Annotated in this window: 8 protein-coding genes; 3 read left to right on the forward strand and 5 right to left on the reverse strand. The window is 75.7% G+C overall.

Translation table 11 applies throughout. The features are described from left to right. Nucleotides 1-9 precede the first annotated feature (9 nt). From ACGFZL_RS24260 to ACGFZL_RS24275, 4 genes are all read right to left on the reverse strand, one after another. A complete protein-coding gene (locus tag ACGFZL_RS24260) occupies nucleotides 10-1,440 on the reverse strand; it encodes a DUF1800 family protein (protein WP_393694647.1) in 1,431 nt (476 codons plus the stop codon). 115 nt (nucleotides 1,441-1,555) lie between these two features. Continuing rightward, nucleotides 1,556-2,386, reverse strand: a complete 831-nt coding sequence (locus ACGFZL_RS24265) for a siderophore-interacting protein (protein ID WP_355171737.1) — start codon at nucleotides 2,384-2,386, stop codon at nucleotides 1,556-1,558. A gap of 15 nt (nucleotides 2,387-2,401) precedes the next feature. Then, a complete protein-coding gene (locus ACGFZL_RS24270; RefSeq protein WP_393694649.1) occupies nucleotides 2,402-2,746 on the reverse strand; it encodes a hypothetical protein in 345 nt (114 codons plus the stop codon). 91 nt (nucleotides 2,747-2,837) lie between these two features. Then, nucleotides 2,838-3,797 carry a LysR family transcriptional regulator gene (locus ACGFZL_RS24275; RefSeq protein WP_393694651.1) on the reverse strand — a complete coding sequence of 320 codons (960 nt, stop codon included), beginning with the start codon at nucleotides 3,795-3,797 and terminating at the stop codon, nucleotides 2,838-2,840. A 76-nt stretch (nucleotides 3,798-3,873) separates the two neighbouring features. On the opposite strand from ACGFZL_RS24275, the gene ACGFZL_RS24280 reads away from it, so the two are divergent. Together ACGFZL_RS24280 and ACGFZL_RS24285 are read left to right on the forward strand one after the other, a co-directional pair. Further along, the gene (locus tag ACGFZL_RS24280) at nucleotides 3,874-7,512 is read left to right on the forward strand and encodes a M28 family peptidase (protein ID WP_393694653.1); all 3,639 of its coding nucleotides are present in this window, start codon (nucleotides 3,874-3,876) and stop codon (nucleotides 7,510-7,512) included. An 84-nt stretch (nucleotides 7,513-7,596) separates the two neighbouring features. After that, nucleotides 7,597-7,911 carry a hypothetical protein gene (locus tag ACGFZL_RS24285; protein ID WP_393694655.1) on the forward strand — a complete coding sequence of 105 codons (315 nt, stop codon included), beginning with the start codon at nucleotides 7,597-7,599 and terminating at the stop codon, nucleotides 7,909-7,911. Nucleotides 7,912-7,924: 13 nt separating this feature from the next. On the opposite strand, the gene ACGFZL_RS24290 is transcribed toward ACGFZL_RS24285, so the two are convergent. Continuing rightward, nucleotides 7,925-9,676 (reverse strand): putative Ig domain-containing protein, encoded by a 1,752-nt coding sequence (locus tag ACGFZL_RS24290; protein WP_393694657.1) that lies wholly within the window; start codon nucleotides 9,674-9,676, stop codon nucleotides 7,925-7,927. Between the two features lie 304 nt (nucleotides 9,677-9,980). On the opposite strand from ACGFZL_RS24290, the gene ACGFZL_RS24295 reads away from it, so the two are divergent. Beyond that, nucleotides 9,981-13,106, forward strand: coding sequence for an AAA family ATPase (locus ACGFZL_RS24295; protein WP_393694659.1), 3,126 nt, complete (start codon nucleotides 9,981-9,983; stop codon nucleotides 13,104-13,106). Nucleotides 13,107-13,116 lie beyond the last annotated feature (10 nt).

Genomic DNA, 13,116 nt, shown 5'->3' on the forward strand with positions numbered 1-13,116 from the left:
CCCTCTCCTTCAGCGCAGTACGAGGTGTTCGGGGGCGATCAGCGCGGCGCTCGTCACGGCGCGCGGGTCCTTCGCGGCGTCGCGGAGCACGCCGCGGGTGGCGTCGCCCCAGGCGCCGACGCCGAGCTTGCGGGCCAGCAGGTCGGGGCGTTCCGCCGCGGAGGCGTCCTCGACGTCGCCGAGGTCGGCCTTGCGCACCAGCTGCTGGGCGAACTGGAGGCGTACCTGGGCGGCGGAGGTGGTCAGCCAGGCGGCGCCGGCCGGCCAGCCGCCCACGCTGTCCGGCGCGAACGGCACCTGGCCGAGCCCGGCGAGGGTGCGGCCCAGCAGCTGCCGCCGGGCCTTCTCGTCCAGCTTCGCGGGGCGGACGCCGAGGGCGCGCAGGCTGCCCACCACGTACTCGACCGGCTGCTTGACCAGCACGTTGTCGGCGTCCGCGAAGGCCGCCTCGCGGAACATCGCCCGGAACAGGGCGGTGCTGTCGCGCTTCGGTCCGTACGCGGAGGTGAGGCGGGCCAGCGCCTCCTTCGAGGGCGCGTTCTCGTGGCTGACCAGCGCGCCCCACATGCGGCCCGCCACATGGGCGTGCGAGGCGGGGAGGCTCACCAGGTGGTCCACCAGGGTGGCGGCCGTGAAGTCGGCCTTCGCGCCCACCACCGTCTGCGGCCCCTGGGCGTGGCGGCGCGGCCGGAAGCGCGGCTTCCAGGGCTGCTCGTGCCGGTCGAGGGTCCAGCCGGTCAGTGCGGCGGCCGCCTGGCGCACGTCGCTCTCGGTGTAGTTGCCCACGCCGAGCACGAACAGCTCCATCAGCTCCCGGCCCAGGTTCTCGTTCGGGGCCTTCGCGCTGCTGCCGTCGGCGTCCAGCCAGACCATCAGCGCGGGGTCCACCACCATGGCGCGCGCCAGGGTGCGGAAGTCGCCGCCGCCGAGGCGGCGCAGCGTCTCGTTCTGCTGGAGCATCGCCGCGCCGGACTTCACCTTCTGGATGGAGGTGGCCCAGTGGTTGTGCCACAGCAGGGTCCGCTTCTCGGCCCACGGCCGCTCGGCGGCCACCATGCGGTCCAGCCACCAGTCGGCCAGGCGCTCACGCTGCTCCTTGAGCGCCTGGCGGTAGGCCATGCGTACGGGGTCCTTCTCCGGCTTCCCGGACGCGCTGGGGGTGGGGGTGGGCGCGGGCGACGCCTCGTCCTGCTGCCCTTCGGCCCGGCCGCCCTTCTTGGCCTTGCCCTCCTTGGCCTTGCTGTTCCGCGGCGGCAAGGGCCCCAGCTCGGGCGGGGGAGTGGCGCCGGCGCCCTTGTCCGTGGCGGACTCCAGCACCCGGTCGAGCGTCGCCTCGAAGCCCGCCCGCTCCGCCTCGTCCACCGCGCCCGGATCCGCGTCGAAGCCCGCGCGCTGGAGCAACCGCGTCACATGCGCTCTGGTGTCGAGTGTCCGTCCCATACCGGGACACGATGCCCGGCGCCCGTTGCGTCCGGGTGGGCGGACGGTCGGAGTTCGGTGTGAAGCCGTGGGGGTGCCGCCCGCGTGAAGCCGTAGGAGTGCCGCCCGCGCGACGTCAGGCCGCCGCCGTCCCCGCCGTCGCCGCCTCGTGCCGCCAGAAGCCCGAGAAGGTGATGCGCTCCTTCGGCAGCCCGAGCCGTCGCAGGTGCCGGCGCCCCTCGGTGGCCAGGTTCGACTCGCCGACCACGAAGGCGTACCCGGCCGGGTCGGCCGAGGTGATCCGGCGCAGCTCCGCCAGCGCGGCGGCGCCGGGCACGGAGCGCGGGTCCGCGCGCACGACCCAGGAGACCCGTACCCCCGCCGGGGCGTCCAGCGGACGCCGGTCGGCCGCGCTGGGGACCTCCTGGACGACGCGCCCCACCGCGGTGCGCGGCAGCGAGCGCAGGATGCCCGCGGTGGCCGGCAGGCCGGTCTCGTCGGCCGCGATGACGACCTCGGAGGCGTCCGGCGGGCAGTCGAAAAGGATCCCCTGGTCGAGCACGGCGAGCGCGTCGCCGGGCCGGGCGGCGCAGGCCCAGACGGCCGCCCTGCCCTCGACCTCGCCGGTGGGCCCGAGGTGCACGACGAAGTCGATGTCCATCTCCGCCGCCTCGGCCCGGAAGCCGGCCACCGAGTAGTTGGCGCAGTGCGGGCGCTCGTCCTCGGGGATCGCCAGGTAGGGCTGGTACCACCGGGTCCCGCTGAACTCCGGCAGCCGCAGCCGCCGTTGATGGGGTAGTTGCAGGAAGAGGCGGAACCAGTGGTCGTAACCCAGCCAGGGGAACCCGGCGAGGTCCGGCCCGCCGACGGTCACCCGGTGCATGAAGGGCGACACCCGCTCCGTACGCAGGACGCGGGCGCGGAACATCCGGGGGTGCGACGGCGTCAGCCGACGGTCGTTCGCCATGCGGGTAAGGCTACCCTAAGTTGCTGGCCGGGAGGAGAGTCCGCCCATCGTCAGCTCGACCTCGCTCCCGACGCGGACCGCCTCCCGTACGAGCCACGTGCGCCCGTCGATCGCCGTGCCGGCCGCTGTGGAGTACGCGGGCACGGTGAGAACGGCGGGGGCGTCGTCACCCGGTCCCGCCGAGGCCAGCACCGCGTCGACCACGACCCCGTCGGAGAACCGCAGATCCACCTCCACCGGCCACGGCGCCGCCGCGAAGGCACCCGGATCGCGGAGGTTCTGGAGGCGGCAGCGGGCGCCCGGGAAGAGGTGGCTGTGGCCGCAGAGTGCCGGGAAGGTCTCGGTGGGGGAGGGGGACATGAGCGCTCCGCGGGGCGAAGGGGGCCGACGTGGTCGTGTGTGACCCTCGATCACTACCCCCGCGCACACCGTCCCGGACACCGGCGCGCACTCATTCCGCCACCGGGCGCAGCCCCGGGTGCGCGTCCCACCAGCGGCGCAGGAAGGGGTTGGTGTCCGCTCGGGCCAGGTAGGCGAGGGTGGCCGCCCGGCGCAGCAGGGCGGCCTGCCCCGAGCTGACGCCGGCCCGGTTCCAGGCGAGCCGGACCCGCCCGGTGAGCGGGTCGCCGCCCAGCGGGCGCAGCACCGTGCCCGCCGTGACGCCGGCCGTCGGCTGGGTCAGCGCCACCGCGCGGCCCGCGGCGACCAGTTCGTGCGCGAGCTTGCGGTCGGTGATCCGGTAGCGCAGCTGCGGCGTGAACCCGGCGCGGGCGCACGCCTCGGTGAGGGCCTCGGGCCCGCCGTCGTCGTCCTCCACCAGGTTGAGCCACTGCTCGCCGGCGAGGTCCCGCAGATCGATCGCCTCGCGCGCGGCGAGCGGGTGGGCGGCCGACAGCCGGACGCAGAACGGCTCCCTGGGGACGACCGTGCGGGTCTCGGCGTTGTCGGGCAGCGCGACGCGGTGGTCGTTGACCTCGCCGTACAGGACGGCGTCGTACTGCCCGGCGGCCAGCCCGCGGACCAGCGCGGTGACCGAGACGCCCACGTCGACGGTGAGTTCGTGGCCGGCCATGACGGTGTCGGTCCGGTCGAGCAGGTCGTCGACCAGGATCAGCAGGATGCAGCCGAGCCGCAGCGGCCCGCCCGGCGCGAAGCCGCGCGCCTCGGCGCCGAGGGTGTCCATCTCGCTGAGCACCCGCCGGGCCCGGGCCAGCACGAACTCGCCCAGCTGAGTGGGCTCCACACCGCGCGGGCCACGGACGAACAGCTCACCTCCGACCGCTCGTTCGATGCGGCGCAGCTGAGCGGAGAGGGCCGGCTGGGAGACGCCGAGCCGGCGGGCGGCGGTGCCGAGGCTGCCCGCCTCGGCGATCCGCCGTATCGCCTGGAGGTGTCGCAGTTCCAGCTGCATTGCGGCAGCGTACGCAGCCTCCGCCGGGCGCACCATAACGCGCGTCTTATGGCCGGCCGGGATGGGTCCGGCCGTCATGTTCACGCCCATACTCGGCGGCGGACACGACCTGTCCACCCCGGCGCACCCGCCCCGTCCGCCCAGGCGGACGGCAGGTCCGCCGCTCTCCCCACGCGTGCTCCCCACCGAACGGAGTCCATCCGTGCACCCCACCAGACTCACGGCCGTCGCGGCGGCGCTGGCGCTGACGTCCGGCCTCGCCGGCGCCGTCGTCGCGCAGTCGGCCGCGGCAGCCGCACCCCAGACCAGATCCGCGGCCGTCGCCGACGACCCGGCCGCCCGGGCCGTCGCGGCGGCCGACCGAGCCGTGGGCAGCGGCCTCGACACCCTGGTCAACGCCCCGCAGGAGCAGTACGAGCGCCGCCAGGTCACCCCCTGGCTGAAGAACCTCTACTCCGTCGCCTACGAGCGCAGCTACCGCGGCCTCCCCGTCGTCGGCGGTGACGCGGTGGTGCTCGCCGACGGCGACGGCGACGTGCGGGCCGTGCAGTCCGCGACCTCGAAACCGGTGGACGTCGCCACCGAACCGGCCGTCACCGCCAAGCGCGCCGAGACCGTCTCCCGGGGCCGCCTCGCCCACGTCGACAAGGTCGTGGACAGCCGCCTGGTCGTGAAGATCACCGCCGGGCGGCAGGCCCTCGCCTGGGAGACCGTCCTGGCCGGGCGCACGGCCCACGCCCCCAGCAAGCTGCACGTCTTCGTCGACGCCCGCACCGGCAAGGTCCTCGCCACCGACGACGAGGTGGTCGCGGGCACCGCCAACAGCAAGTGGAACGGCCCCGCCCCGCTCACCATCGACACCACCGCCTCGGGCTCGACATACTCCCTGCGCGACCCGAACCGCCCCGGCCTGAGCTGCGCCGACTACAGCAGCAACCAGGTCTTCTCCAAGTCCTCCGACTCCTGGGGCACCGGCAACCCCACCTCCAAGGAGACCGGCTGCGCGGACCTGATGTTCGCCGCGCAGAAGCAGTGGGACATGCTGAAGAACTGGCTGGGCCGCAACGGGGTCAGCGGCAACGGTCGCAGCTTCCCCGGCAAGGTCGGCCTGAGCGACCTCAACGCCTACTGGGACGGCAGCTCGGTCACCATCGGGCACAACAGCCGCAACGAGTGGATCGCCGGCATCGACGTCGTCGCCCACGAGTACGGGCACGCCGTGGACACCAACACCCCGGGCGGCACCAGCGGCCAGGAGGCCGGACTCGGCGAGGGCACCGGCGACATCTTCGGCGCGCTCACCGAGGCGTACACCAACGAGCCCTCCCCGTACGACGTCCCCGACTACACCGTCGGCGAGATGATCGACCTCCAGGGCCGCGGCCCGATCCGCAACATGTACAACCCGCCGGCCGTCAACAACGACCCCGCCTGCTACAGCTCCTCCATACCGAACACCGAGGTGCACGCGGCGGCCGGCCCGCTCAACCACTGGTTCTACCTGCTCGCCGAGGGCACCAGCCCCGGCGGCGGCAAGCCGAACAGCAGCACCTGCAACGGCTCCACGCTGACCGGCGTGGGCATCCAGAACGCCGGCAAGGTCTTCTACGGGGGGATGCTGCTGAAGACCAGCAGCATGTCGTACAAGAAGTACCGCACGGCCACGCTCAGCTCCGCGAAGTCCCTGGACGCCACCTGCGCCCTGTTCACCCGCACCAAGGCCGCCTGGGACGCGATCAGCGTGCCCGCCCAGACCGCCGACCCCACCTGCACGCCCTCCGGCCAGAACGACTTCTCGCTGGCCCTGAACCCGGCCTCCGGCACCGTCCAGCAGGGCGGCTCGGTCACCACCACCGTCGCCACCAGCACCACCACCGGCCAGGCCCGGCAGATCACCCTGAGCGCCTCCGGGCTGCCCGCCGGCGTCACCGCCGCCTTCTCGCCGGCCACCGTGCAGTCCGGCCAGTCCGCCACCCTGACGCTCAGCGCCTCGGCGAACGCGACACCCGGCGCGGCCACCGTCACCGTCAAGGGCCAGGGCGCGAGCCTCGCGCACACCGTCGACTACAACCTCAACGTCGGCAACACGCAGCCGGGCACCGACCCGCCGAACATCGACGTCGCCAACGTCCGGGCGCACCTCACCCAGTTGAACACCCTCGCCACTCAGAACGGCGGCAACCGCCGGGCCGGCAGCGCCGGCTACACCCAGTCCGTGGCATATGTGAAGTCCAAGCTCCAGGCGGCCGGTTACACGGTCACCGAGCAGAACTGCACCAGCTGCACCTACCCGTCGAACAACCTGATCGCCGACTGGCCGGGCGGCCCCGAGGACCAGACGGTCATGTTCGGCGCCCACCTGGACAGCGTCGCGGCCGGCCCCGGCATCAACGACAACGGCTCCGGCTCTGCCACCCTGCTGGAGAACGCGCTGGTCCTGGCGCAGAAGAACCCCACCATGACCAAGCACGTCCGCTTCGCCTGGTGGACCGACGAGGAACAGGGCCTCAACGGCTCCAAGTTCTACGTCGGACGGCTGACCACCGCCCAGCGCTCGGCCATCAAGGCGTACTACAACTTCGACATGGTCGGCTCGCCCAACGGCGGCTACTTCATCAACAACGTCAACTCCACCGCCGCCGCGCCCCTGAAGGCCTACTGGACCGCCCTGAACCTGGCACCCGAGGAGAACACCGAGGGCCAGGGCCGCAGCGACGACTACTCCTTCCAGCAGGCCGGCATCGCCACCTCCGGCTACGCCGCAGGTGCCAGCGCCCGCAAGACCTCGGCGCAGGCCACGAAGTGGGGCGGCACGGCCAACGCCGCCTACGACTCCTGCTACCACAGCTCCTGCGACACCGCGAGCAACATCAGCGCCACGGTCCTGGACCGCAGCGCCGACGGCGTCGCCTACGCCCTGTGGAAGCAGGCGGTCGGCAGCGACACCCCGGCGCAGGACTTCTCCGTCGCCGTCAGCCCGGCCACGGGCAGCGCCCAGCCCGGCGGTTCCACCACGGCGACGGTGAACACCGCGACCGTCAGCGGCGCCGCCCAGACGGTCGGCCTCTCCGTCACCGGCGCCCCCACCGGCGTCACCGCCACCCTGAACCCGACCTCGGTGCGCACCGGCGACTCGGCCACCCTGTCCGTGCAGGTCGGGAGCGCCACCGCGGCGGGCACCCACACCCTGACGATCACCGCGGCCGGGAACGTCAGCCACAGCACCACCTACACGCTGACCGTCGGCGGGGGCGGCGGCACCTGCACCCCGGCGCAGCTCGTCGTCAACGGCGGCTTCGAGAACGGCACCGCCACCTGGACCGCCAGCAGCGGCGTCATCACCAACCAGGCCGGCGAGGCCCCGCACGGCGGCTCCTACATGGCCTGGCTGAACGGCTGGGGCGCCACGCACACCGACAGCGCCGCCCAGACCGTCACCATCCCGGCGGGCTGCACCTCGGCCCGGCTCTCCTACTGGCTGCACATCGACACCGACGAGACGGAGAACACCGCCTATGACACCTTCACCGTGAAGGCCGGCGGCCAGACCCTGGCCACCCTGTCGAACACCGACAGCACGCCGGGCTACGTCCAGAAGACCCTCGACCTCGGCCGCTTCGCCGGCCAGACGGTGACCCTGGCCTTCACCGGCGTCGAGGACCAGTCGCTCCAGACGTCCTTCGTGGTCGACGACGTCACGCTGAACGTGGGCTGACCCGCACCACCTCCCCGGGACCGGGGCCGGCGTCCACTTGCCGGCCCCGGTCCGCTCGTCGTCCGGAACGGGTAGGCATGGCTCGTGACACAGCGCCAGGAACCCGAGCACACCCCCGACGGTCACCACGTCGTCATCCGCGGCCGCCGCTGGCGGGCCACGGACCCGGCGGTGCCCGAGGACGCCGCCGCCCGGCTCCGCTCCCACCTGATGGCGGCCCGCTCCGCCGTCGGAGCGGCGAAGCGGGCCGGTGACGAGGCGGCGGAGCGCGCCGCCCGCGACCGCGTGCACGCGGCGAAGGTCGCGCTGGGGGAGCGGGGCGCCCCGCCGTGGTGGGAGCAGAGTGACGCCGAGCGAAGGCGCCGCTGGAAGGACGGGCTGCGGCACCTCGACGCCTGAGGGACGGGTCCTGTCAGAACCAGACGGTGAAGGTGACGCCGACGGAGGATTTGCGGCCGGCGGCGTCCGTGACCGTGAGGGTCGCGTTGCTCATCCCCCAGGTGGTCGGGGTGCCGCTGACCACGCCGGTGGTGCGGTTGACGGTCAGTCCGGCGGGCAGGCCGGCCCCGGTGAAGGCGTAGGGGGCGGTGCCGCCCGTGGCGCGCAGGGCGAGAGTGAACGGGGTGCCCACGCGGAGGCTCTGACCGCCCGGGTTCGCCAGGGTGGGGGCGCCGGTGCCGGGGGCGGTCACCGTCCAGGTGAACGAGGTGGAGCCGGTCTTTCCTGCGGCGTCGGTCGCGGTGACGGTCACCGTCGAGGTGCCGGGCGTCGTCGGGGTGCCGGTCACGGTGCCGGTGGACCGGGCGATGGACAGCCCGGCCGGCAGCCGGCTCGCCGACCAGGTGTACGGGGCGGTGCCGCCCTCCGCGCTGTTGCGCAGCTCGACGGCGGTGCCGGTGGCGGAGGTCCGGTCGGACACGGCGGCGACGCTCACCTGGCCCGGCTGCGGTGCCGACGTCACCAGGGAGACACCGAACTTCGCGAGGGCCTCCCCGACGGGCTGGAAGATGGTGAACTTCTCACCGCTGCCGCCGGAGCAGGTGGCGCTGCCCCCGCCGGAGTGCAGCCCCACCGCCTTGCCGCCCGAGGCGGTGACGTAACTGCCCCCGGAGTCCCCGCCCGCCGAGCAGGCGCTGGTGTAGGACAGGCCGCCGATCACCACGTTGCCGTAGTCCACGGTCTGGTCGACCTTGGTCACCTGGCCGCAGTGGAACCCGCTGGTCTGCCCGGAGTGGCAGACGGCGGTCCCGACCAGGGCCTCGGCCGACCCGGTCACCGTCACGTCGCCCTGCCCCCAGCCGGCCACCGTCGGTGCCACCCGCCATCCGGACTGGTCGACCTCCACGATGCCGAAGTCGCCCTCGGCGGCGTTGACGCTGCCGGTGCCGCGGCGGTTCGACGTGCCCAGTCGGCTGCCGTCCTTGCCGTAGGCGGGCTGGTCGGCGTCGTTGGTGCAGTGACCGGCCGTCAGGAAGGCCGAGGCGCCGCCGGAGCGCGTGACGGGGAAGCCTATCGAGCACGGACTCTCGGTGCCGGGGACCCACTTCTCACCGCCGATCACGTCGCCGCCCTGCTGCACGGGGGCGCCGTGCGTCTCCACGACCCGCACGTCGTCGCCGTGCCGGGCGGCGAGGCGGTCGCGCAGGGCGGCCGTCGCGGCGGTGGCGCGCGCCGGGTCGACGGCGACCTCGATCCGGTCACCCGAGGCGACCGGGCCCCAGGACACCACGCCGGGCACACCGCGCACCTGGCGGCCGACGGAGGCCAGCACGGTGTCGAGGCCCGACCTGCTGAGCCGGGCCCGGTGGACGACGGCCCCGGACCGCTCGGCCGCGGCGGCGTCGGCCGCACCGCGCACCGCGGCGTGCAGGTGCCCGTCGGCGGCGTCGAACCACAGCGCGGTGACCCGGTCGCCGAGGGCGGCGCGTACGGCGGTGGCGGCGCGTTCCGCCGCCCGCTCGTCCGCGATGCGGGCACTGACCGCCTCCGCGGTGAGACCGAGGTCGCGCGCCATCGCCGCCCGCACGTCGGCCGGTACGGCGGGCGCCGGGGGCCGTGGCGGCGCGGACGGTGAGGAGGCTCGGGCGGAGGTGGGGGCCAGCGTGGCGACGGTGGCCGCGGCCACCAGGCCGGTGGCGATCGCTCGGGGCAGCACAGGGGGCATGGGCCGGGCTCCTTCGGCGAGGGCGGGGGAGTGGCGACGGACGTCACCGGCGGATCCGCCCGCCTCCCGAGGCGACCGGGCCCGGACGCGCCGGGTGGGGGACGGCCCTCGGGAAGGCGACAGCGTCTCCGTCCCCGGCACCCCGGCGGTATCCGGCGGATCCCTCGCACCGCGATCCGAGGGACGCCGGGTCCTTGCCACGCCCCGCCGTGCGACCCGCCGGCATCCGGGAGATCCCTTGCGGCGGCGCGGCTCCCGCCCCGCGCCCTTGGCGCGCGCCCCCGCGCCGCCTACGGTGCGCGGTGTGAACGGACACCGGCACGGCGGTGACGCCATGACCCTGCTCACCGCGCCGGCCCCCGAGGACGCGTCCACCTGGCCGGCCCTGGTCCACGAGGCCCGCGAACTCCTCGCCCGGCACGGCAGGCTGGCCGTGCACGGGCCGTGGGGCTCGGGCAAGACGACGCTGCTGGACGACCTCGCCCGGGCCTCCGGCCTCAGCTGCCTGAGGCTGTGCGCCCAGGACGGCGACCAGCACCTGCCGTACGCGACCCTCGCCCAGCTCCTCGACCTCGCGCCCGACGGGGTCGCCGGGGGCGGGCCGGGCACGAGACCCGACCCCGCGTCGGGCCTTGCCCGTCCCGCACCGGCCGCATCCTCCACCGCCCTCGCGCCCGGTACGTTCTCGGCCCCCGGCGCCGCGTCCCGGCCCGGCCCCCTCTCCGCACTCGCCGCCGCTCTCCCGCCCGGCACCGTATCCCCGCCAGGCGCCGCGTCCCCGCCCGGCGCCGCACCCACCCCTGGCGTCGCGTGCGCCCCCGGCCCCGGCGCCGTGACCCCGCCCAGCCCCGTCCTCGACCCCGGCGCCGCGACCCCGCCCGGCCCCGTTCCAGCGCCCGCCCCGACCCCCGCCCTCGCTCCGGGCACCGACCCCCCGGCCGTCCGCCGGGCAGCCGTCGCCCGCCTGCTGGCGCATGGCGCCCCGGTGCTGCTCCTGGTCGACGACGCGCAGTGGGTGGATCCCGCCACCGCCGACGTCCTGGCCCACTGCGCGCGCACCCTGCCCGCGGACCGGCTGGCCCTGGTGGCCGCCGAGCGCACGGCCGCGCACCCCGCCGCGGCGGCGCGCCTGCTGGGCGGACACCCGGCGGTACTGCCCGTGCCGCCCGCCGACCCGCACGAGACCACGGCGCTCCTCGCCCGCTCGGAACTGCCCCTGCGCTGGACCGCGTCCGTGCACCGCTACTGCGGCGGCCACCGCGCCCTGCTGGACACCTGCTGCCGAGCCCTGCGCGCCGCCGCCACCGCGGACCACCCCGCCGACGACCCCCGTCACCTGCCCGAACTCCCGCACCAGGTCGTCGAGTCGGCGGCCGGCTGGCTGGACACGCTCCCCGCCCCTGTCCGCGCCACCCTGCGCGCCGCCGCCCTGGCCCACCACCCGGACGCCGACCTGCTGCGGCAGGCCGGTCACGCCGAGGCCGAGGACCACCTCGACCGGGCGGTCCGCGCCGGCGTCCTGACCCCGGCGCGGCCGGGCGGTGAAGCGGACGGGGAGCACCTGTCCCTCCCCGTCCGCTTCACCGCCCGCGCCCTCGCCCTGGCCGCCGCCCGCACCGCGACGGCCGGTGAACGCCGCCGCGCGCACGCCGCGTTCGCGCTCGCCGTCCGCGACCCCGTGCAGCGCGTCCGCCACCGGGCGCTGGCCCGGGCCGGCACCGACCCCGCCGCGGCCGAGGACACCGCCCGGGCCGCCGCCACCGCCCGGTCGGCCGGTGAGCGCCGGCTCGCCGCCGAACTGACGCTGCTGGCCGCCCGCCTCACCCCCGCCGACCGGCCCGGGGACCGCCTCGGCCACCTCGCCCGAGCCGCCCTGGACGCCGCCGCCGCGGGCCGCGTGGACCTCGCGCGGCATGCCGCGGCCCTGATCGTCCGGGACCGGGGCACCGACGCGCAGCGCGTGCACAGCCTCCTCGCCGTCTTCGACGCCCAGGGCCAGGACCTCTCCGACGCCGAAGCCCTGCTCGCCGCCGCCCGCACCGCCGCCGGCGGCGATCCCGTCCTGCGGGGCGCCGTCGAACTGCGAGCCGCCGTCCGCGCCAACGTCGCGGACGGCGACCCGGCCCGCGCCCTGCGCCACGCGGACGACGCGGCGGCACTGGCCCGCAGGGGCGGCGACACCACGCTGCGTGCGGCGGCCCTGACCATGACCGCCCGCATGGCCCGGGTGCTGGGACACGGGAGCGAGGCCGCGGCCACCCTGGCCGCCGCCCTGTCGCTCGCCGTCCCGCCGTCCCGGGTCGGCATCCGCAACAGCGCCGAGTACGTCACCGCCCGCCACCTCGTCTTCGACGGACACCTCGCCGAGGCCCGCCGCGTCCTCCTGGACCTGCTGCCCGCGGCGCGCGCGTCCGGCGAGGCGGAGGACCTGGTCGACCTGTGGCGCAGCCTCGCCGAGGTCGACGCCGGACTCGGCTCCTGCGGACGCGCCGTGGACTGGGCGGCCGACGCCCTCGCGCTCACCGCCTCGGCCGAGCTGTCACCCGGCCCGGCCCACTACACCGCCGCCCTCGCGCAGAGCCACGGCGGCACCTTCGCCCGCGCGCTGCGCCACGCCGACCAGGGGCTGCGGGTCTCGCGCGAGGAGAACGACGTCCTGCACGTCACGCGGAACCTGTGGATCCTGGGCGCCGTGCACCTGCACGCCGGCCGCACCGAGGTCGCGGCGGCGGCCCTGTCCGAGGTCGCCGCGCTGGAGGCGCGCCACGGCGCGGCCGACCCCCGCGTGCTGCGCTGGCAGGCCGACGCGGCCGAGGCGTTCGCCGCGACCGGCCGGGCCGCGCGGGCGCACGCGCTCCTCGACGAGGTCCACGGCCGCCTGGGCGACGGCACCGCCCACCCGGCCCTGCGCGCCGCCCTCACCAGGGCCCGGGCGCTGTGCGTGGACCGGGAGGGCGACACGGACCGGGCCGTCGCGCTGCTGGACGAGGCCGCGGGCATGCCGGCCGCCCTCGGCCGCGGCGTGGAGGAGGGCCGGACCCTGCTGGCCCGCGGCCGGATCGAGCGCCGCCGCCGGCGGGCCGGCGCCGCCCGCACCGCCTGGGAGGCCGCCCGAGCCGCCTTCGTCACCGCCCAGGCCCGCCCGTGGACCGCCCTCACCGACAGCCACCTGGCCCACCTCACCGGACGCCCCGCCGGCCCGGGTGGCGAGGCGGGCGAGCTGACCGAGAACGAACTCCGCCTCGTCGCGCTGGTCCGCGCCGGGGCCACCAACAAGGAGGCCGCGCAGCGGATGTACGTCTCCCCGAAGACGGTGGAGGCCACGCTCAGCCGCATCTACCGCAAGCTGGACGTCCGCAACCGCACGGAGCTGACGACCGCGCTCGGCCCTCCTCCGCCGGATGTGGCCGAAGACCATGTCGCCAGATAGATGCCTGGGG

Source organism: Streptomyces sp. NPDC048182, assembly GCF_043202555.1.
Classification (GTDB): Bacteria; Actinomycetota; Actinomycetes; order Streptomycetales; family Streptomycetaceae; genus Streptomyces.